Genomic DNA, 20,492 nt, shown 5'->3' with positions numbered 1-20,492 from the left:
TGGGAAGAGGGACGCGTCAGTGCGCGGTGCGGCGGCGACACGCCGCGCTGCACATTCGCATCATGTCCACGTGCCGTCGCCGGGTCAGTGCCGGCGCGAGCCGGCCGGCGCGCAGATCCGCGACGTCTGCCGGTGGGGTGGGGCTGAGGATGCGCATACGGTCTCCCGGGTCTGGTGCTGACCTGGGTGCCAGGCCACGCTTGCGCCGACGTCGTGTCGGTGCCTGGTCTTCACCCGGGGCACCCCACCGCGGAGGAGGGTTGCCGGCCAGCGAGCCGGGGCTTCGCGCTGGCGCTCATGACCTGCGCCGAGGCTAGCAGCTCCGACCGGTGAACCGTCCAGCCGTTATGACCACGCTCACCGTCGGCGACGGTTCGACCCGCAGGTCAACCGGCGTGCACGTGCGGCCGACGGCGCGGGTCGGGCTCCTGGCGACGCAGGATCTCCCGGGTGACCGAAGCGATGGCGCCCTGCCCGAACGCCAGGTAGCGAAGGATGTTGCGACCCGGGCCGCCCTCGCTCCAGTCGAAGTAGATGTGGGGGCGTCGCCGGCTCCGGTCGCGGATCTCCAGCAGCAGGGCGGCGAGCGCGGTGGGCACCGAGGAGCCGGTCAGGCTGAGCACCGGGTAGCTGTCGTGCGCCACGCTGCCGCGCACCAGCAGGTCGGTCTCGAAGTCCGACGGGTCGCCGACGTGGACCTCGACGAAGATGACGTCGCTGTCGTCGGGGAATTCGTTGTCCGCCATGGTCTGCGCCAGCTTGGCGCGGTACTCGGCCGGGTCGTGGCGCTGCGGCTCGTGCGCGATGAGGCGGATCCGACGGGTGGCGCGCTCGTCGATCATCCGGGCGGCGACCGGGTCCAGCTCGACGTGGTCGACCCGCAGCTCGTAGGCCCGCATGATCCGGGACAGCACCGACACCAGGATCATCCCGCCGATGAAACAGGCGGCGATCTTGACGCCGTCGGGGCGTTCCACGACGTTCGCCACTGTGGTGTAGACGAAGATCAGCGCGATGGTGCCGAACGCCCACGTCCGCCCCCGCTGCCGCCGTCGCCGCGCCGCGAGGGTCACGGCCGTCGCCGCCGAGGTGATCAACACCAGGACCCCTGTGGCGTACGCCCCGCCCTGCGCGTCCACGCTTGCGGAGAAGACCACAGTGATCAGGAACGCCACCGCGGTGAAGACCAGCACCAGCGGCCGGACCGCCCGCGCCCAGGCAGGGGCCATGCCGTAACGCGGCAGATACCGGGGTACGAGGTTGAGTAGACCGGCCATCGCCGACGCCCCCGCGAACCACAGGATCGCGATCGTGGACAGGTCGTAGACGGTGCCGAACACCCCGCCGAGGTGTTGGTGCGCCAGGTAGGCCAGTGCCCGGCCGTTCGCCGGACCGCCGGGCTGGAACGCCTCCGGTGGGATCAGCACGGTGGTGGTCACGCTGCTGGTGATCAGGAAGACGCTCATCGTCGCGGCGGCGGTCGTGAGCAACCGCCGCGCGCCCCGGATCCGGCCCAGCGGGCGGTCCTCCGAGTCCTGGCGGTCCCCCTGGATGTGCGGCATCACGGCCACCCCGGTCTCGAAACCGGACAGGCCCAACGCCAGCTTCGGGAACACCAGCAGGGACAGCCCGACCACCAGCAGGGGATCGCCGTGCCCGGTGCTCAGGGCTGTCGTCCAGTCCCCGACCGCGCTCGGGTGGGTCACCACCCGCCACAGCGCGTCGGCGATGACCACCGCGTTCAGCGCCAGGTAGACAGCGACCAGGACGACCGCGATCCCGATGGCCTCGCCGAATCCCTTGAGGAACACCGCGCCCAGCAGTGCCACAAGCAGCAGCGTGAGGAGCACCTCGTGTCCCTTGAGCCCGCTGGGCCAGAACGGGTTCTCGTCGAGGTGGGCTGTCGCGTCCGCCGCCGAGAGGGTGATGGTGATGATGAAGTCGGTGGCCGCGAAACCGAGCAGCACCAGCACGAACAGCTTCCCCGGCCAGTAGCTCAGCAGGCGTACGAGCATCGCTATCGAGCCCTCACCGTGCGGGCTCTCCACCGCCACCCGCCGATACACAGGCAGCGCGCCCAGCAGCGTCACCAGCACCAGCACAAGCGTCGCCACCGGCGACAGCGCCCCGGCGGCCAGCGCCGCGATGCCCGGCTGGTAGCCCAGCGTCGAGAAGTAGTCGACGCCGGTCAGGCACATCACCTTCCACCACGGGTGGTGCCGATCCTCGGGCGGGCGGCCGCCCGGGCCGGAATGCCGCGCGGCCCGCTCCGTACCGCCGTCGAGCAGCCAGCCGCGCAGCCGCCCGCCGCGCCTGTCGCCCTGCACCGGCGTTTCCTCCGTCCTCCGCCCATGGTCACCGCGAGTATCCGCCCCGCCGCGCGCGCCCGTCCCGGGTACGCCGAACCCGCCCGTCGGCCGGCCCGTCGGAGGGTTTCGGTCCGGGGGCAGGGGGGATGCAGCGCCTCCGGCGCCCCCGCGCCGAACCGTCCGGTCGGGCCGGGAGGCCGCCGGATGGGATGTCACCGGGGAAGGAGCGGGTCATGGTCGGCGGCCGTCGCTTCCGCCCGGGTGGTGGCTTCGGCCGCCAGCTCGACGAACACGAGAGCCACGTCGGCGGGCCGCCACCGCCGGAGCCGCCCCCGCCCTGCGGCGGCATGGTGGACAGTGCCGTCTACATCCGGGGGCACCGGTTCGCCTCACCGGCTGGCCTCGCGGAGACGTACTCCTGCCTGCAGGAGCAGGACGACGCGATGGCCTGGATCGGGTTGTACCGGCCCGACATCGACCAGATCTCCTCGCTGGCGCGCGAGTTTCGCCTGCACGACCTGGCGGTGGAGGACGCGATCAACGCCCACCAGCGACCCAAGCTGGAGCGGTACGGGCACACGCTCTTCGTGGTGCTGCGTGCCGCCCGTTACGACGACCTGCGGGAGGAGGTGGAGTTCTCCGAGCTGCACCTGTTCATCGGGCCCGGCTTCGTGGTGACGGTCCGCCACGGCGAAGTCCCCGACCTGGCAGCGGTCCGGCGGCGCATGGAGGCCGACGCGCCGATGCTCGCCCGGGGCCCCGAGGCGGTCCTGTACGCGATCCTCGACCAGGTCGTCGACGGGTACGCGCCGGTGGTCGCCGGCCTGGAGAACGACATCGACGAGATCGAGACCCAGGTCTTCGGCGGCGACCCGAACGCCAGCCGGCGCATCTACGGGCTCAGCCGGGAGGTCATCGAGTTCCAGCGGGCCGCCCGCCCACTGCTCGGCATGCTCGACGCGTTGGCCAGCGGCGCCGGCAGCTACGGCACCGACGAGGAGCTGCGCCGCTACCTGCGCGACGTGACCGACCACCTCACCCAGGTGGTGGAGCGGGTGGACGGCTTCCGGCACCTGCTGCAGAACATCCTCACCGTCAACGCCACCCTCGTCTCGCAGCAGCAGAACGAGGAGATGCGCAGCCTGACCGCGGCCAGCTACGCGCAGAACGAGGAGCTGAAGAAGGTCTCCTCGTGGGCCGCGATCCTGTTCGCCCCCACGCTCATCGGCACCGTGTACGGGATGAACTTCGTCCACATGCCGGAGCTGAACTGGCACTTCGGCTACCTGTTCGCGCTGCTGTTGATGCTGCTGGTCTGCGGCACCCTCTACCTGGTCTTCAAGCGGCGCGGCTGGCTCTAGGAGCGGGGCGCGAGGCTCACTCGATGCCGCGCAGGATGTGCCGCTCGTCCTCGCTGTCGTCGTCACCGGCGCCGATGCGACCGAGCAGCACGGCGGCGGCCCAGATGGTCAGCGGGGTGGCCGCCCCGGTCATCCCGCCACCGGTCCGGTCGTGGTTGGTCTGGCTCCGCTCCGTGCGCGGTGGCCTGCGCTGAGCCTGCATGGGCCCTGCCTCTCCTCGTCGAAGCCGCCGCGGGCGGCGCGGTGTGCGCCCGCGCCCCCGGCCGGGCGGCCCGCTTGCGCGGGTCGCCACCGGTACGGCATCCACGTCGAACCATCCCACGCCCGGCCGCATCCGCACCCCCTGTTTTCGGTTTCCCGACTGTCGCCCGCCAAACCGGACATATCGCCTCGATGGTGTGTCGACCGGCCGACTGGGTAGCGACGCACGGGTGAGTGAATCTCTCGACGCGGCCGCACCCGTCGTTCACGGGCGCCGAGCGTTGCCCCACTACCTCGTCGCGGCGACGCTCGCCCGGGGCGCGGACGCGGGCGCCGCGGTGGGCGTGGTCCTGTTGGCCACCCTGCCGGAGGTCGGGGCCAGTCGCCCGACGCTGCTGGGCGGTCTGCTGGCCACCTGCCTGACCGCACCGCACCTGCTGGGACCGTTCCTCGCCCGTCCGCTGGACCGGGCACCGGACGGTCGGGGCCTGCTGGCCGCCGCCTTCGCCACGTACGCCGGAGCTGTCGCGCTGGCCGCGCTGCTGCTCGGCCGGGTGCCGGTCGGTGTGCCTGCCGCCCTGCTGATCGTGGCCGGTGCCTGTGGGCCGCTGCTGACGGGGGGACTGAGCAGCCGGCTGGCCGCGCTCCTCGCCCCGGACGAGCGGGCGCAGCGCCGTGGTCAGGGCTGGGACGCGGTGACGTACGGGGTGGGCGGCAGCGCCGGCCCGGCCCTCGTGGCAGTGCTCGCCGCCGTGGCCGGACCCCGGATGTCCCTGCTCGGGCTGGCCGCCGCCACAGTGGTCGCGGCGGCCCTGGTGGGCACACTGCCGGCCCGCGTCCCCGGACGGCACGGTCCGGCGCGGGCCCGGCCCGCCGCGCGCGGCGGGCTGCGAGCGCTGCTCGGGCCCGGGCCGCTGCGCCGGGTCACCGGGGTCACCATGGTCGGCGCGCTCACCGGTGGGGCGATCTCGGTGCTCGCCATCATGCTGGCGGCGGACCTCGGTCGGGAGGCGGTCTCCGGCGCGGTGCTCGCCGCCGCCTACGGGGGCGGAAACCTCGTCGCCGCGCTCCTGGTCACGGCGTTCCCGCTCACCGGCGAGCCGGAGCGGCTCACCGTCGGATGGGCGGCGCTCGGCGCGGTGGCGGTCGCGCTCTGCGCGGCCGTGCCCGGCTTCCCGGTGGCCGTCGCCGCGTTCGCGCTGGCCGGGGCGGCGACCGCGCCGCTCTTCGCGGCCACCCTGGCCGCCCGGTCGGCGTACGCGCCGGACGACGTACGGGCACAGGTGTTCGTGTCCACGGCGGCGCTGAAGGTGGCCGCCGCCTCGCTCGGCACCGGGCTGGCCGGGGTGCTCGCCCCACTGGGCCCGCGCCTGCTGCTTGTCGCCGGGGCGTCGGTCACGCTCGCCGCGGCGGCCGGGGCGACGGTCTCGCGGCGGCGACGCGACGCGGCCTAGACGAGTAATTCCCAACCCGGCCGGGGGCAGTGGGCGCAGCCGGCGGCCGGCGGTGACCGTCGGTCACCTCTCTGAGGGCGGATATGGTCGTGAGCGGTATACCTCAGAGTCATATTCATACCTCTGAGGTATACCGCTCACCAGCACATCGACACGGCGGGCAGCCACAGCGGACGGCCGGCGTCCTTCGCCGCAACCCCAGCCCGGTCTTGAGTAAGGACGTACTCGCCTAGGGCAGCGGGTGGGCGATGCCGCGGGCGTGGTCGGTGAGCGCCGCGCCGACAACTGTCGCCGCCAGCGGCAGCACCTCCAGGCAGCGGCGCACCGCCGTCGCCATCAGCGCGTTCGGCACCCGCATGGACAGCGTGCAGTGCGGCACCCAGCGCCCCGGCTGGTAGTGCCCGGCCAGGGTGATGCCGGCGTCGGCGAGCCGACCGTGCACCAACCGCTGGTGGGCCAGCAACTCCGGTGTGGGCGTCGGACCGAGCCAGAGCACCCGTCCGACGAACTGCCCGGCGTGCTGGAAGTCGAGGTGCAGTGGGGCCGCCACGACAGTTTCGCGCAGCGCCTCGGCGACCTGCTCGGGGTCGAAGCGGGGTGCCACCGCGAGCGAGATGTGCGGACGGTGCCGCTGCTCAAGCAACGAGCGCATGCTCTGCACGCCCTCGGCCTCCAGCGCGTCCCACAGCACCCGGATCCGCCGGGTGGCATCCGGGTCCAGATACAACTCCAGCGCCGCGACCACGTGATCACCGTAGCGGCCGAGGTTTGGCCGTCGGTGTCCGGCGGTACCGTGATCCGAAACAGATCAGGAGGCGTGCCCCGTGGACGTGAGTGAGCTGCTGACCGAGACGTACAACCGGCTGCCCGACCTCGTCCGCGCGGCGGTCGACGGCCTCACCCCGCAAGAGCTGCGCTGGGCGCCCGGCGAGGGCGCCAACCCGGTCGGGTGGCTGGTCTGGCACCTGACCCGCGTCCAGGACCACCACGTCGCCGACCTGCTCGACACCGAGCAGGTCTGGGTGAGCGGGGACTGGGCGGGGCGGTTCGGGCTCACCGCCGACCCGGACAACACCGGCTACGGCCACAAGCCCGAGCAGGTGGCTGAGGTGCGGCCGGAGAGCGCACAGGCGCTTCTCGACTACTTCGAGGCGGTCGCGGCACGTACCGGATCGTTCCTGGCGGGGCTGCGACCGGCGGACCTGGACCGCGTCGTCGACGAGTCGTGGGACCCGCCTGTCACCCTCGGCGTGCGGCTGGTCAGCATCGCCGACGACGACCTGCAACACGCCGGGCAGGCCGCCTACGTCCGCGGCCTCATCAGGCCCTAACCCCCGTCCTCCCGGTTCACCCGGATCGGGTGACTTCCGCTCACCCCGCGCCGGGTGATCCTGTCGGGATGCGGGAGGTGACCTGATGGGCACGACGGCGGCGCGGTTCCTGCAGGACCTCGACCCGGGCCGGCGCGCCGACCTGCCCGCGACCACCGCCGGGACGCTGCGCCTGGACATGCGCGGCGACGGCTGCACCGATCACTGGTACCTGACAGTCGCCGACCAGCACGTGCGGGTGAACCGGTCGGCCGACGACGCCGACCTGCTGGTCCGCGCCGACCGGGCGGTCTTCGACCAGCTCGCCAACGGCCGGTTGCACCTCGCCGAGGCGTTGCTGCGCAACGAGCTGACCGTGCGCGGCGACATGGCGCTGCTGATGCTGTTGCGCCGGATCTTCCCCGGCCCGGCCGGTGCCCGGCATCCCCGTGAGCTGGGCCGAGCGGCCCTCGCGACACAGGAGGGGTCGCGATGAGGCAGGAGCAGGTGCACGTGATCGCCGGGAACGTGTTCGCGATCAGCGACGCCCAGGGCGACATGGAGGTCGATCCGCAGGCGCCCGTCGGTCTCTTCTCGTTCGACACCCGCTTCCTGTCCCGGTGGGTGCTCAGCATCGACGGGGAACGCCTCAACGCGCTCTCCCGCGACGACATGACGTACTACGAGACCCGGTTCTTCCTGGTGCCGGGCGCGGCGAGTCACTACGTGGACGCCGACGTGTCGATCATCCGCCACCGCTCGGTGCACGACTGCCTGCACGAGCGGATCACCGTGCTCAACCACTCGGCGGAGCCCGCCGACTTCACCGTGCGGATGGAGGTGAGCGCGGACTTCACCGACATCGCCGAGATCGCCGACGTCGCACAGCCCCGACCGCGGGTCGTCCACGTCACGACCGACGACCACCGTGCGGCGCTCGTGCTGCGCTACGAGCGGGAGCGGTTCGGCCGCGTCACCACGGTGCGCAGCACCGCCCCCGCCGAGATCGACGAGGAGGGGCTCACGTTCCGGATCCGGGTCCCGCCCGAGGGGACGTGGGAGACCACCCTGCACGTCAGCATGACCATGCAGGGCGAGGGTGACCGGGACATGCGCACCGAAGTGGAGTCACACCAGCAGATCGTGCGGGACGGAATGGGCGACGACCTGGCCGCGTGGCTGAGCCGGGCCCCGCAGTTGGTGGCCGAACGGGACGGCCTGGAGGAGACGTACCAGGGCGCTCTGGCCGCCCTGGCGGCGCTGCGATACCAGCCGCTCGCGCTCAGCGACCGGGTGCCGGTCGGCGGCCTGCCGTGGGCGATGGGAATGTGCGGGCGGGACGCCATCATCGCCTGCCTGCAGAGCCTGGCGTTCACCCCCGAGCTGGCCCGCGCGACGCTGCGGATGCTGGCGCTGCTGCAGGGTGGCCAGCTCGACGACGACCACGACGAGGAGCCGGGCAAGATCCTGGTCCAGTTGCGCTACGGCGAGCTGGCCGCGTTCGGCGAGCGGCCGAACGCGCTGTACTACGGCGCGGCCGACACCACACCGCTGTTCGTGGTCCTGCTCGACGAGTACGAGCGGTGGTCCGGCGACGCGGACCTGGTTCGCGAGCTGCGCCACCCGGCACGGCTGGCGCTGGACTGGATCGACGAGTACGGCGATCTGACCGGTGACGGCTACCTGCGCTACCAGCGCCGCAACGAGCGGCACGGCATCGTGAACCAGTCCTGGAAGGACTCCACCGACGCGATAGTCGACGCGCACGGTCGGCTGCCCGCGCTTCCCCGCGCCACCTGCGAGTTGCAGGGCTACGCGTACGACGCGAAGCGGCGCGGCGCCCGGCTGGCCCGCGAGTTCTGGGGCGAGCCCGCGTACGCCGACCGGCTCGATCGGGAGGCGGCGGCGCTCAAGGAGCGGTTCAACAGGGACTTCTGGCTGCCGCACCGGGAGTACTACGCGTTGGCGCTGGACCCGTACGGCGAGCCGGTGGACGCGCTGGCGTCCAACATCGGGCACCTGCTGTGGAGCGGGATCGTCGCGGACGATCGCGCCGAGGCGGTCGCCGAGCACCTGCTCGGGCCGCGGCTGTTCAACGGGTGGGGCGTGCGGACGTACGCCGCCGGGCAGCGCCCGTACAACCCGGTGGGCTCGCACCTGGGGGCGGTGTGGCCGTCGGACAACGCGCTTGTCGCCGCCGGCCTGCGGCACTACCGTTTCGACGCGCACGCGGCCCGGATCGCGGCAGGCATCTTCGACATGGCGCAGACGCTCGGCGGGGCGGTGCCGGAGCTGATCGCCGGCTACGAGCGGGGCCTGACGAAGTATCCGGTCCAGTTGCCCTCGGCCGGTCGTCCCCAGTCGTGGTCCTCGGGCGCGCTGCTGATGTTGCTGGGCACCGTGCTGGGGCTGCGACCCACAGGCGAGGACCTGCTGGTGAATCCGGCCCTGCCCACCGGCTTCGGCGGTGTCGAGCTGCTCGACATCCCCGGCCGTTGGGGGCACACCGACGCGTACGCCGGTGACCGCTCCACCCAGCCGGGGGCCCGACGGCGATCCTGAGTCAGGGGCTCCGGCCCGTCGCGCCGTCGGCGTCCTGATCGAGGGACGGGAACACCTGGGCCGGGGAAGGGTGTCGGCGGTGCGCCTGGGCGCTGCGGAAGCCCTGCACGGCGAGGCCCAGGCCGGCCAGTTCGTCGGGGCGCGGCGCGGCGCGCACCGCCGTCAGGAGCAGCACGACCGGACGCGTGCCGCTCGTCGGGTCGACGGGGAAACCGCCGAGCAGCCGCTCGACGGTTTCGTGGTCCATCCGGTGGGCGCTCATCTCTGTCCCTCAGCGCCGACCCTGCGGGCGATGTCACATCCGCGCCCGGGGCGGGAACCGTGGTGACGGCACGAGGCGAAGCGCCCGCGGGCCGGCCGCGGCTCAGCCCATGGTCTTCGACCCGTCGATCGCCTCGCGCAGGATGTCGGCGTGCCCCGCGTGCTGGGACGTCTCGGCGATGAGGTGCAGCAGCACCCGACGGACCGTCCAACTCGCACCCGGCTCGAACCACGGCGCCTGCGGCAGCGGGTGGGCCGCGTCCAGGTCGAGAGTGGCGATCAGCTCGTCGGTGTGGTCGGCCACCGCGCGGAACCGCTCGACCAACCCGGCCAGGGTCTCGCCCGGCGCCATCCGGAACTGACCGACCCAGTCGATCTCCTCGCGCTGCATCGCCTCCGCGCCACCCACGGCGAACAGCATCCACCGCTCCTCGGTGCCGGCGACGTGCTTGATGAGCCCGCCGGGGCAGAGCTCGCTGACGGTGCTGCGCGCGGCGGCCTGCTCGTCGGTCAGCCCGTCGACGGTCTGCAGGAGGAAACCCCGGTGCCGGCGCAGCGTCTGCAGCAGGTCGGCCCGTTCCCCGGTGAGCTGCGCGGTGCTGGTCATGTGGTGCCCTTTCGTCGAGGTCCGATCGAGCGTCAGCCTAGGACCGGGCACCGACACTTCGGGGTGGACACGACGAGGCCGCCGGCCGTCAGCGGTTGCCGATCGGGGCGCGGGACTGTCCACTGAACGACATGGGTGTGATCAAGGTGGGCACGTCGTCCTGGGCGGACCAGACGTTGCTGCGCTCCGGCTGGTATCCGCGCTCGGCCAACACGCCGGCCGGCCGGTTGGCCTTCTACGCCGGCCGGTTCCCGCTTGTCGAGGTGGACACGTCCTACTACGCCGTTCCGGTGCCGGAGACCACGCACGGCTGGGTCGACGCGACGCCTGACGACTTCACCTTCGACGTCAAGGCGTTCAGCCTCTTCACCGGTCACCCGACGCCTGTCGCCGCGCTGCCCCGGGATCTGCGGCCGGCCGCCGGCCCGAGCCGGGTCCGCCGTCGCGACCTGCCCGAGCAGGCGTACGACGAGCTGTGGGCCCGTTTCCGGGCGGCGCTGGACCCGATCGCGGCCGCCGGCAAGCTGGGTGTGGTGCTGTTGCAGTTTCCGCCGTGGTTGGCGCGCGGCGCCGCCGCCGAACGCCGCATCGTCGAGCTGGCGCAGCGGTGCCGGCCGTGGCGGGTGGCGGTGGAGCTGCGGCACGGCTCCTGGTTCGACGGAGCCGCGACGGCCGCGACCCTGGATCTGCTGCGCGCGCACGACCTCTCCCTGGTCTGCGTCGACATGCCGCAGGGGCATCCGTCGTCGGTGCCGCCGATCCTGACCCGTACGGCGGAGCCGGCGATCATCCGCTTCCACGGCCACAGCGACGCGTGGCGTGACGGCGACAAGCAGGACAAGTTCCGCTACGCGTACGACGAGTCGGAGTTGCGGGACTGGGCCGGCCGGCTGGCGGAGCTGGCCGCGGACGTCGACGACCTGCACGTGCTGTTCAACAACTGCTGCGCCGGGCAGGCCCAGCGCGACGCCACACGGTTGGCGCAGGTGCTCGCCGAGACGATGTTCGCGAAGCCGCGGGCGCCCGCCGGGCCGCGTCGACCGGCCGACGGTGCGACGGTCGCGGCGCGGGCCGGGTCGACCGGCTGACGGCCTGCTGCCCGCGTACCCCCCGTTCGGGCGGGGCACGCGGGCAGCGCGGCTGATCAGGAGCGTCGACCCCGGCTGCGCAGCGCGTCCTGGGTCGACTCGTTGACGTCCGCGTCGTCGGGGAAGCTCCGACCGCTGGGCGCCGGGTCCGGTGGCGCGCCAGGCCCGGCCATCGTGGTGCGGGTGGGCTCGACCGAGCCGAAGCCGTGTCGACCGGCCGGACCGCTGCGGCCGGACGGAGCGCCCGCGCGTCGTTCACCGCGCCGCCCCTCGGGCACCGCCGTCTCCTCGCTGCCCTCGTCCATCGGCGAGTCGTCGTCGGCGCCCCAGGGCGCGTCGGCGTCGAAACCGTCGCCGGTGCCCCACGGGTTGACCGCCTCCGGTTCCGGCCGGTCACCGCCGCCACTGGCGCGTCCCTCGTGTGCCGTCATGGCCACCTCGCTCGTCGGTCCGCCGCTACCGACGGACGGATTGCCCGTCACCGGGCCGGTCCTGCCCGCTCGGAACGCCGTGCGGCGTGGCGGGCGCGCAGGGCCGGCCGGTGCCCCGTCGTCGACGGTCCGGCGGGACGCCGGCCGGCCCGACGCTCAACGTCCGGCCATGGCCATCTGCCGCTTGCCGACGCCCATGCCCATCTTGGCGATGCCCATCGGGGCGTTGCGCATCCCGCCGGTGCGGCTGAGGATCCCGCGCAGCACCTGCCCGGGCTTCTGCTGCTCACCCATGTACGCGGTGACCACGACGAGCGATCCGGTCAACGCCGGAATCGCCCACTGGAGCAGCTTCATCTGCCGCTGCGAGGAGGCGACGCTCGCCGGCGTCTGGTGGTTGGGCTCGGTGGCGCCGTTCACCGGCGGGCCGCCTGCCTTCTCCAACCGCATGCCGACCAACCGGCTGTAGCCGGTGACCGCGAGCGCGCCGATCGTCAGCGCCGTCTTGAGGGCGCTGGCCCGGCCCACTCCGCGCTGGGCCGCCACCCGAGGACTCTCCGTGACCAGTTCGCCGACCGCCCCGGCCAGGTGCGCGCCGATCGCCGCCGCGTTGACCGGGGTCCACCTCGACCATCCGGCCGAGGCGACGGGCAGCCGCTGGGTGGAGTCGTTGATTTTCGCCGCTGCGCCGTTGACGCCGAAGGCACCCATGAGGGAGCCGCCGAACCAGGCCGCCAGACCCAGATCGTGCATCGAGCGCAGTGCGGTGTGTCGTTCGGACATGTGATCCCCTTCCGCCGTGTCGGGCGACGCGGCTTACCCGCCGCCCGAGCGGCTAACCCCGTCGCCCGCCGGCCGATCCCCGCCGCACCGCCACGACCGGGACATTCGCGCGTCGAGGTCCGCTTTCCCCGCCGGGAGGAGTCGTCGGCGCGGTGGCGGGTAGATCCCCCCGACGCTTACGGAGAGGGGAACGACATGTCGCAGCCGGACGAGGTCCGCGAGAAGACCCCCAAGACCGATGCGGTGCTCATGCACCCGGACAACGATCCGCACCGGAACACCGCGGAGGTCGCGCCGCGCAAGGATCACGCGCAGATCCAGGTGGAACGCGACGACGAGCTGGTGCCGCTGGACCAGGAGGAGTGAGTCGGGCGCCGCCCCGAGCACCCGGTACGGCTCAGCGGGGCGGCAGGTCGGCGGCGAAACGGGCGATCCGCCCGGCCAGCGGCGCGCCGGCGCGGACCCACGTGAAATGGTCCAGCGGCGCCCCGGCCTCCACCACCGTGTAGCGCTCGCGGGTCACCGGGGCCGCGGTGAGCTTCGCGCAGAGGTGATCCATTGTCTCGTGCGGGGTGTACTGGTCGTCGTCCACGCTGATCGCCAGCACCGGTGTGCGCACCGCGCGTACCGCCGCTTCGGTGTCCGTGCCGTCGAGCCGCGGAAAGCGGCCGGTACGCGCGGTGTGTGCCCAGTCGCGGACGACCCCGCGCGCCTGCCGGCCGCCGAAGCCCCAGCCCGGCCAGACGCCGAGCAGCGCCGCGGTGGCGGCGATGCCCTGGGTGTACGGCAGCACGCCGAGCCCTCGGGGACCCGGATAGGTGCGCCAGTAGGGGATGCCCACCGCGATCAGCGCCAGAGCGTCCACGGTGTCGCGGCCGTGGCGGGCGAGGTGCAGCAACGCTGCCTGCCCGCCGAGGGAGTGGCCGAGCAGCACCCGGGTACGCCCGTCCAGTCGCGACTTGAGCGCCGCCAGGACTGCGCCGATGTCGCTGGCCAGCTCGGCGTAGCCGTGCCGGTCGGCGCGGCTCGGTGCGGGCGTGCTCGCTCCGGTGCCCCGCAGGTCCGCGACGACCACGGCCAGGCCGGCCGCACGCAGCGCCGCGGCGAACGGCCGGTAGTAGCGGGCGCGGACGCCCATCGCGGGCCAGATCACCACCACGGGAGCGCCGGGCGGCCCGGCCGGCTCGGGATAGACCTGCACGCCGAGGCGAGCGCCGTCGACGTCGACGAACTCCTGCGTGTACTCCGGGTCCCCGTTCACCGGCCCAGCCTACGTACCGAGGGGTAGCCGAGGCGGCCCGGACGTGACGGAGGCCCCGCCGGGGTGGCGGGGCCTCCGGTGGCGCTACCGGTCAGGAGACGGAGATCGTCCCGTCGCCGGCGCGGACACACGACACGGCGCGGGAGGCGGTGACGGCGGCGCCGGCGAGGCACCTGCCGAGCACCTGGTGCCCGGTGGCGTTCGGGTGCCACGACTCCTGGCAGGTCTGGAAGTAGCTGACGCAGGTGTTGGCGATCCGCTGAATGGCGATCTTGTCCTTGCCGGCGAGGCTGGTCACGAAGGTGCCGGTCGCGCCGTCCTGCAGCCGGATTGGCGTGGCCAGCGCGCCGGTCGGGCTGGACGTCGACTCGCACAGCCGCGCGCCGTCGAAGGCCCGCTGCACGTTGAGGTAGACGAGGTCGTCGGCGGGGAACTCGGCGGCCAGGGTGTCCCGGGTGGACTTCACGATGCCGCCCAGGCCCTGCGAGAAGCGGTGCCCGGGGGCGAGGCTGGCCCGGTGGATCGGGCAGCCGGCCGCGTACCGCTCGGCGCCGAGGTCACGGAACTTGTCCCGGGTGTCGTCCCGGCCGTCCTCCTCGTAGTACGCCGGGTTCAGGTCAAGCGGCAGCGGGTTGGTGTAGTCCTGGAACACCACCCGGTGCTGGCCGTCCGCGTCCACCTGGTCGAGGGTGGTCAGGATCTGGCGTACGGCGACCGTGGTCTCCGCGGTCGCGTCGCTGATCTGTGCGGCGGTGGCCAGGTCGGCGTCACTGCACGGCTTCTGCTCCACCGGCCCGTTCAGGTACGCCCAGAACTCCCACCAGCCCGTCCAGGCGTCGGCGATGAACCGGTTGGCGCACTTCTCCGCCACGCTGCCGAAGGTGAACGAGCTGTTGTTGGAACCCAGGCCGATCAGCACCAGGTCGATGTCCTGGGTCTGCGCGACGGCGCGCAGCTGGTCGAGCTGGGCGGTCACCGTACGGCCCTTCTCCCGTGCTGCCGAGGCGGTGGCGATGTCGCGCGGCTGGCCGCCGGAGCAGGCCAGGTTGAACCGGTTCTGGATGCCCGGCAGGTCCGCCTGGTTGAGCGAGGCGTTCGCCGACCGGTGGCAGAAGTACGCGTTGTTGTTCGGCGCCGACCAGCCGGGGAAGCCCTGGCTGACCCCGTTGGCGTCGACCACCGGGGTGTACGCCCCCGCGCCCTCGCCGCTGATGAAGCTGTCGCCGAGCGCCACTGCGGCGGTGGGCAGCGCGGCGGTCGCGGGGGCGGGCAGCGCGACGGCGGTCGACAGGGCTGCCGTGACGATCGTGAGTGCCGCGGCGAGCGCGGTACGCCGGAACCTGGGCATGGGGCTCCCAACCATCGAAAGATGAAAGATTCTCTGAGAGCGCGATCAGATCACCCCTGTGCAACGGGCGTCAATGGCCCGTAACAGAATCGTTCGATGAAAGACACGCACCCCTGGTGCGCGGGGCTGTCGGTCGGTCAGGGCTGTTAACGACGCCGGAGCACGGCCGCGCCGGCCGCGTGCAGACCCCGGTTCGGTTGTTCGGTTTCTCACGTCCGGCGGCGCGGGCGCGGCGGGTCGCGTAGGTCCTCCGGGAGTTGTCTCAGCCTCGGGCTAGGCTCGCTGCGGCGCGCCACGCCGGCTGACATCGCCGGTGACGGGCAGCACACCGCCGAGACCGGGGAGTACGACCAGTTGACCGCAGAGCCTGACACCCTGTACGGGGCCGATGACCTCACCCACCTTGAGGGGCTGGACGCCGTCCGCAAGCGGCCCGGCATGTACATCGGTTCCACCGACAGCCGTGGCGTGGGTCACCTCGTCAACGAGATCCTCGACAACTCCACCGACGAGGGTGTCGCCGGTCACGCCACCACAGTCGAGGTGATCCTGCACGCCGACGGCTCTGTCCAGGTCGACGACGACGGCCGCGGCATCCCCACCGACGTGCACGCCAAGTCCGGCATCTCCGGCGTCGAGCTGGTGCTGACCCGGCTGCACGCCGGCGGCAAGTTCGGCGGCTCCGGCTACAAGACCTCCGGCGGCCTGCACGGCGTCGGCGCCTCGGCGGTCAACGCGCTGTCCCGCCGCTTCGACGTGACCGTCCGCCGGGCCGGCAAGGTGCACGCCATGTCGTTCCGGCACGGCGTCCCGGGGATCTTCGACGGCGACGGGCCGGAAGCGCCCTTCACCGCCGGCCCCGGCCTCCAGGTGATCGGCGCGATGAAGCGCGGCCAGCGCACCGGCACCTCGATCCGCTGGTGGCACGACGCCCGCTACTTCGAGACCGGCGCGGCGCTCGACGTCGACGCCGTCCGGATGAAGCTGCGCAACACCGCGTTCCTGGTCCCCGGCGTGACCTACCTGCTGCGCGACCTGACCGGCGAGGCCCCCGCCGAGGAGCGGTTCCACTACCCCGACGGGCTCAGCGACATGGTCGAGTTCCTCGCGCCGGCGGGCGACCGGCCGGTCTCCGGCATGCTGCTGGTCAACGGCGAGGGGACGTACCGGGAGAACGCCGCCGACGCCAACGGCGTCATGCAGTCGAACGTGCAGCGCCGCGCCGAGGTCGAGGTGGCGTTCCGGTGGGGCACCGGCTACGAGCGCACCGTCGAGTGCTTCACCAACACCATCCGCAACGCGCACGGCGGCACCCACCGCAAGGGCTTCGAGCGGGCCCTCGTCCGCACCCTCGCCGACGCCGTCCGCAACACCCGCGGCCTGCTCAAGGCCAAGGAGGAGCCGCCCACCCTGGACGACGTCCTGGAGGGGATGACAGCCGTGGTGCACGTGCGGATCCCCGAGCCGCAGTTCACCTCGCAGACCAAGGACGAGCTGTCCACCACAGGCATCACCAAGGTCATCCAGACCCTTGTCGACGCGCACGTCAAGGCCTGGCTGGACGACCGGCGCACCAAGGCCGAGGCGCGCGTCGTCCTGCAGAAGATCGTCGACGCGGCCCGGGTGCGGCTCACCCAGAAGCAGCAGAAGGACGCTGCCCGGCGCAAGACCGCCCTGGAGGGCGCGTCCATGCCGCCGAAGCTCGTCGACTGCCGGGCGACAGGCATCGACCGCAGCGAGCTGTTCATCGTGGAGGGCGACAGCGCCCTCGGGACGAGCAGAATGGCACGGTCGTCCGAATATCAGGCGCTCTTGCCGATCCGAGGCAAGATCCTCAACGTGCAGAAGGCCAACCTCCAGCAGGTTCTGGACAATGCCGAGTGCGCGGCAATCGTCCAGGTGCTCGGGGCCGGCTCGGGGCGGACGTTCGACCTCGCGGCGCTGCGCTACGGCCGCGTGCTGATCATGGCCGACGCCGATGTGGACGGCGCCCACATCCGTACGCTGCTTATCACCCTCTTCGCCAGGTACATGCGGCCGTTGATCGAGGCTGGTCGGCTCTACGCCGCCATGCCACCCCTGCACAAGATCACCACCAGGGGGCGCAACCCGCAGACCGTCTACACCTACACCCAGGCCGAGATGGAGGCGACGGTCCGCAAGCTGGAGAAGGCCGGCAAGCAGATCGTCACGCCCATTCCGCGCTTCAAGGGCCTCGGTGAGATGGACGCCGACGAGCTGTGGGACACCACGATGAACCCCGCCACCCGCGCCGTCCGCCGCATCACCATCGAGGACGTCGACGCCGCCGAGCGCATCCTCGAACTGCTGATGGGCGAGAAGGTCGAGCCGCGCCGCAACTGGCTCATCGACTCCGCGGACCGGGTCGACCGGGATGCGATCGACGCATGAGCACCGCTGCCGTTCAAGGGGAAAGCTGAGTCATGGCACGCCGCAAGGAAAACAAGGTCGACCTCTCCTCGTTCGACCAGGCCGGCGCGCGGGTCTTCGACAACCCGCTGGTCACCGAGGTCTCCGACTCCTACCTGGAGTACGCGTTCTCGGTCATCCACTCCCGCGCGCTGCCCGACGCCCGCGACGGCCTCAAGCCCGTGCACCGCCGCATCCTCTGGTCCATGTACGAGCAGGGCTACCGGCCTGACCGTGGGCACGTGAAGTCTGCCCGAATTGTCGGCGACACCATGGGTAAGTACCATCCGCACGGCGACACGGCGATCTACGACGCGATGGTCCGCCTCGCGCAGGACTTCTCGCTCAACGTGCCGCTCATCGACGGGCATGGAAACTTCGGCAGCCCCGACGATGGTCCGGCAGCCTCGCGCTACACCGAAGCGCGGATGTCGCGCGAGGCCATGCTGCTCGTCGGTGAGCTGGGCGAGGACACCGTCGACGTCGAGCCCAACTACGACGGCTCACTGACCCAGCCGACAGTGCTGCCGGCGGCCTTCCCTAACCTGCTTGTCAACGGCGCGTCCGGGATCGCGGTCGGGATGGCCACCAACATGATCCCGCACAACCTCGCCGAGGTCGTCTCCGCGGCCCGTTGGCTGATCAACCACCCGGACGCCACTCTGGACCGGCTCATGGAGTTCGTCCCCGGCCCCGACCTGCCCACCGGCGGCGTGCTGCTCGGTCTGGACGAGGTGCGCCGCGCGTACGAGACGGGGCGCGGCGTCGTGCGCATGCGCGGCAAGGTGGAGATCGGCCCGATCGAGGGCAGCCGGGGCCGCCAGGCGATCACAGTTGTCGAGTTGCCCTACGGTGTCGGCGCGGAGAAGGTCATCGCGGCGATCACCAACGAGGTCACCAAGACCAAGCGGCTGACCGGCATCGCGGACGTCAAGGACCTCACCGACCGGGAGAGCGGCACCCGGCTGGTCGTCGAGTGCAAGGTGGGGGTCAACCCGCAGGCGCTGCTCGCCGACCTCTACCGGTTGACCCCGTTGGAGCAGTCGTTCGGCGTCAACAACCTCGTGCTCGTCGACGGGCAGCCCCGTACCCTCGGGTTGAAGGCGCTGCTGGAGGTCTTCCTGGCCCACCGGTACGAGGTGGTCACCCGGCGCAGCGCGTACCGCCGCCGTAAGCGTCAGGAGCGACTGCACCTGGTCGATGGCCTGCTGATCGCCCTGCTGGACATCGACCGGGTGGTGCGCCTGATCAGGGGCAGCGACGACGCGCAGGCGGCCAAGGACGGGCTGATGAGCCAGTTCGGCCTCTCCGACATCCAGGCCACCTACATCCTGGACACTCCGCTGCGTCGGTTGACCAAGTACGACCGGATCGAGCTGGAGGCCGAGCAGGAGCGACTGCGCGGCGAGATCACCGAGTTGTCCACGATCCTCGACGACGAGCGGGTGCTCAAGAAGCTGGTCTCCGACGAGCTGGCGGCCGTGGTCAAGCAGTTCGGCAGCGAACGGCGGACGACCCTTGTCGACGGCGACCTCAAGGAGGTGCTCGCGGCATCCGTGCCGGCCGGCCCGCTGGAGGTCGCGGACGATCCGTGCCAGGTCATCCTCTCCGCGACCGGGCTCGTCGCCCGCACCGCGGCCGAGTCGGAGGAGAGCGCCGAGGGGCGCCGGCGCAACGGCCGGGTCAAGCACGACACGGTACGCGCGATCGTGCACTCCACCGCCCGTGGTCGGGTGCTGCTGGTCACCAGCGCGGGTCGCGCCTTCAAGATCGACGTCCTGCCGCTGCCGGTGCTGCCCGAGCAGGCAGGCACGGTGTCGCTGCGTGGTGGCATGTCCGCCGCCGAGCTGGTGCCGCTGGAGGCGGGGGAGACAGTTGTCGGTCTGGCGCCGCTCGGCGGTGCGGCGGACTCCTCGCCCGGGCTGGCGCTGGGCACCCGGCAGGGTGTGGTGAAGGTGTGCGCGCCGGAGTGGCCGGTGCGGTCCGACGAGTTCGACGTGATCGGTCTGCGCGACGGTGACGAGGTGGTCGGGGCGACCTGGCTGACCGACGGCGAGGAGATGCTCACCTTCGTCACCTCGGAGGCGTCGCTGTTGCGTTTCGCCGCCGGGTTGGTGCGCCCGCAGGGCCTCAAGGGCGGTGGCATGGCCGGCATCAACCTGCCGGCCGGGGCTCGGGTGGTGTTCTTCGGCGCGGTACGCACCGACGATGCGGGGCACGGTGAGCCGATGGTGGTCACGTCCACCGGGGCGACGGTCAAGGTGACGCCGTTCAAGGCGTACCCCGCGAAGGGCCGGGCGACCGGCGGCGTCCGCGCGCACCGTTTCCTCAAGGACGAGACCGACGTGGCCGTGGCCTGGGTGGGGCCGCGCCCGGTCGGCGCGACAGGCACCGGCGAGCCGGTGGAGCTGCCTGCGGCCGATCCCCGGCGCGACGGCAGCGGCTTCGCCGTGATGCTCGGCCCCACTGTGGTAGGCCACCTGATCGAACGCGACTAGGGCCTGTTTCATAAGGACTGGTCGGCCTGCGGCGGGCCCGGACGACGACCGGCGGCGTTGCGGTTTCGTCCGGATACAACACCGGTATCCGAACGAAACCGCGCCTTGCCGGATCGCCGCCCGGACTCCGCCTCGGCTCGACCGCCCTTATGAAACAGGCCCTAACCCCTACCCACCTCGGGGTACCGCGCCGTCCCCGGGCGCGCCCCGGGTGTCCGGGGGGCGCCCTGCGCGTCCGGCCCCAAGAACCACACAACTTCGGGGAAGTTGCTGCTTCCGGCGTGCCGCAAGCAGCACTTTCCCCGAAATTGCGCGGATCTTGGCGCTCGGCGCGAATCTGGGCCTCGGGGTGGAGTTGGCTGACGAGGCCGTCCGGCCCGGGGCGACCGGCATTCCACCCGAGGCGCTCGACCATCTGGACGCGGCGGTGGAGATTCCCATGGTCGGCCACGGTCACAGCCTGAACGTCGCGGTAGCCGGCTCCCTGGTCCTCTACAAACTCGCCGGCCTCCTCTAGATGAGTGAGTCCATACTCAAGATGGTGCTGGGGTTGCGGCGAAGGGCGCCTGCCATCCGCTGTGACTGCCC

20 protein-coding genes and 1 riboswitch are annotated in these 20,492 nt (G+C 72.1%); of the genes, 10 read left to right on the top strand and 10 right to left on the bottom strand.

The features are described from left to right. Positions 1 to 16 precede the first annotated feature (16 nt). Positions 17 to 157, bottom strand: a complete 141-nt coding sequence (locus OOJ91_RS30115; RefSeq protein WP_266250262.1) for a hypothetical protein — start codon at positions 155 to 157, stop codon at positions 17 to 19. Positions 158 to 191: 34 nt separating this feature from the next. Further along, a riboswitch (SAM riboswitch) is annotated at positions 192 to 303 on the bottom strand. Positions 304 to 386: 83 nt separating this feature from the next. After that, positions 387 to 2,327 (bottom strand): amino acid transporter, encoded by a 1,941-nt coding sequence (locus tag OOJ91_RS30110; protein WP_266250260.1) that lies wholly within the window; start codon positions 2,325 to 2,327, stop codon positions 387 to 389. Positions 2,328 to 2,542: 215 nt separating this feature from the next. Here OOJ91_RS30110 and corA point away from each other — a divergent pair, with 215 nt between their 5' ends. Then, positions 2,543 to 3,670, top strand: a complete 1,128-nt coding sequence (corA, locus tag OOJ91_RS30105; protein ID WP_266250257.1) for a magnesium/cobalt transporter CorA — start codon at positions 2,543 to 2,545, stop codon at positions 3,668 to 3,670. A 16-nt stretch (positions 3,671 to 3,686) separates the two neighbouring features. On the opposite strand, the gene OOJ91_RS30100 is transcribed toward corA, so the two are convergent. After that, entirely contained in the window at positions 3,687 to 3,872 is a 186-nt protein-coding gene (locus OOJ91_RS30100; RefSeq protein ID WP_266250256.1) for a hypothetical protein, read from the bottom strand. Between the two features lie 229 nt (positions 3,873 to 4,101). Between OOJ91_RS30100 and OOJ91_RS30095 the strand changes: the two genes are divergently transcribed. Further along, positions 4,102 to 5,325, top strand: a complete 1,224-nt coding sequence (locus tag OOJ91_RS30095) for an MFS transporter (RefSeq protein WP_266250253.1) — start codon at positions 4,102 to 4,104, stop codon at positions 5,323 to 5,325. Between the two features lie 229 nt (positions 5,326 to 5,554). Here the strand turns inward: OOJ91_RS30095 and OOJ91_RS30090 are convergent, their stop codons facing one another. Beyond that, complete coding sequence (locus OOJ91_RS30090) at positions 5,555 to 6,070, bottom strand: 2'-5' RNA ligase family protein (protein ID WP_266250251.1); 516 nt, start codon at positions 6,068 to 6,070, stop codon at positions 5,555 to 5,557. A gap of 79 nt (positions 6,071 to 6,149) precedes the next feature. Here OOJ91_RS30090 and OOJ91_RS30085 point away from each other — a divergent pair, with 79 nt between their 5' ends. The 3 genes from OOJ91_RS30085 (at position 6,150) to OOJ91_RS30075 (ending at position 9,197) form a co-directional block, all read left to right on the top strand. Next, positions 6,150 to 6,656: a mycothiol transferase gene (locus OOJ91_RS30085; protein WP_266250249.1), complete on the top strand. Its 507-nt coding sequence runs from the start codon at positions 6,150 to 6,152 to the stop codon at positions 6,654 to 6,656. Between the two features lie 85 nt (positions 6,657 to 6,741). Further along, complete coding sequence (locus OOJ91_RS30080; protein WP_266250247.1) at positions 6,742 to 7,131, top strand: SCP2 sterol-binding domain-containing protein; 390 nt, start codon at positions 6,742 to 6,744, stop codon at positions 7,129 to 7,131. Next, the gene (locus OOJ91_RS30075; protein ID WP_266250244.1) at positions 7,128 to 9,197 is read left to right on the top strand and encodes an amylo-alpha-1,6-glucosidase; all 2,070 of its coding nucleotides are present in this window, start codon (positions 7,128 to 7,130) and stop codon (positions 9,195 to 9,197) included. Before OOJ91_RS30080 ends, OOJ91_RS30075 begins: the two co-directional genes overlap by 4 nt. Before the next feature lies 1 nt (position 9,198). Here the strand turns inward: OOJ91_RS30075 and OOJ91_RS30070 are convergent, their stop codons facing one another. Next, positions 9,199 to 9,459, bottom strand: a complete 261-nt coding sequence (locus OOJ91_RS30070; protein ID WP_266250241.1) for a hypothetical protein — start codon at positions 9,457 to 9,459, stop codon at positions 9,199 to 9,201. 102 nt (positions 9,460 to 9,561) lie between these two features. Further along, positions 9,562 to 10,065, bottom strand: coding sequence for a DinB family protein (locus tag OOJ91_RS30065; protein WP_266250239.1), 504 nt, complete (start codon positions 10,063 to 10,065; stop codon positions 9,562 to 9,564). A gap of 131 nt (positions 10,066 to 10,196) precedes the next feature. On the opposite strand from OOJ91_RS30065, the gene OOJ91_RS30060 reads away from it, so the two are divergent. Then, complete coding sequence (locus OOJ91_RS30060) at positions 10,197 to 11,153, top strand: DUF72 domain-containing protein (RefSeq protein WP_266250237.1); 957 nt, start codon at positions 10,197 to 10,199, stop codon at positions 11,151 to 11,153. A gap of 56 nt (positions 11,154 to 11,209) precedes the next feature. On the opposite strand, the gene OOJ91_RS30055 is transcribed toward OOJ91_RS30060, so the two are convergent. Then, positions 11,210 to 11,584 carry a hypothetical protein gene (locus tag OOJ91_RS30055; RefSeq protein WP_266250235.1) on the bottom strand — a complete coding sequence of 125 codons (375 nt, stop codon included), beginning with the start codon at positions 11,582 to 11,584 and terminating at the stop codon, positions 11,210 to 11,212. 156 nt (positions 11,585 to 11,740) lie between these two features. Next, positions 11,741 to 12,367, bottom strand: a complete 627-nt coding sequence (locus tag OOJ91_RS30050; RefSeq protein WP_266250233.1) for a hypothetical protein — start codon at positions 12,365 to 12,367, stop codon at positions 11,741 to 11,743. 195 nt (positions 12,368 to 12,562) lie between these two features. On the opposite strand from OOJ91_RS30050, the gene OOJ91_RS30045 reads away from it, so the two are divergent. After that, complete coding sequence (locus OOJ91_RS30045; RefSeq protein ID WP_007457769.1) at positions 12,563 to 12,733, top strand: hypothetical protein; 171 nt, start codon at positions 12,563 to 12,565, stop codon at positions 12,731 to 12,733. Positions 12,734 to 12,764: 31 nt separating this feature from the next. Here the strand turns inward: OOJ91_RS30045 and OOJ91_RS30040 are convergent, their stop codons facing one another. Both OOJ91_RS30040 and OOJ91_RS30035 read right to left on the bottom strand, forming a co-directional pair. Further along, a complete protein-coding gene (locus OOJ91_RS30040; protein WP_266250231.1) occupies positions 12,765 to 13,628 on the bottom strand; it encodes an alpha/beta hydrolase family protein in 864 nt (287 codons plus the stop codon). A gap of 91 nt (positions 13,629 to 13,719) precedes the next feature. Then, on the bottom strand, positions 13,720 to 14,976 hold the full coding sequence (locus tag OOJ91_RS30035; RefSeq protein WP_266250229.1) for a hypothetical protein: 1,257 nt from the start codon (positions 14,974 to 14,976) through the stop codon (positions 13,720 to 13,722). A 354-nt stretch (positions 14,977 to 15,330) separates the two neighbouring features. Here OOJ91_RS30035 and OOJ91_RS30030 point away from each other — a divergent pair, with 354 nt between their 5' ends. The 3 genes from OOJ91_RS30030 to OOJ91_RS30020 all read left to right on the top strand — a co-directional run bounded on the left by OOJ91_RS30030 (position 15,331) and on the right by OOJ91_RS30020 (position 20,421). Then, positions 15,331 to 17,388 carry a DNA gyrase/topoisomerase IV subunit B gene (locus OOJ91_RS30030; RefSeq protein ID WP_266250227.1) on the top strand — a complete coding sequence of 686 codons (2,058 nt, stop codon included), beginning with the start codon at positions 15,331 to 15,333 and terminating at the stop codon, positions 17,386 to 17,388. 32 nt (positions 17,389 to 17,420) lie between these two features. Beyond that, positions 17,421 to 19,904 (top strand): DNA gyrase/topoisomerase IV subunit A, encoded by a 2,484-nt coding sequence (locus OOJ91_RS30025; protein ID WP_266250226.1) that lies wholly within the window; start codon positions 17,421 to 17,423, stop codon positions 19,902 to 19,904. Between the two features lie 355 nt (positions 19,905 to 20,259). After that, a complete protein-coding gene (locus OOJ91_RS30020) occupies positions 20,260 to 20,421 on the top strand; it encodes a TrmH family RNA methyltransferase (protein WP_266250225.1) in 162 nt (53 codons plus the stop codon). Positions 20,422 to 20,492 lie beyond the last annotated feature (71 nt).

Origin of the sequence: Micromonospora lupini, from assembly GCF_026342015.1 — a bacterium.
GTDB classification, from domain to species: Bacteria; Actinomycetota; Actinomycetes; order Mycobacteriales; family Micromonosporaceae; genus Micromonospora; species Micromonospora lupini_B.
This window is presented reverse-complemented; position numbering and strand designations above follow the sequence as displayed.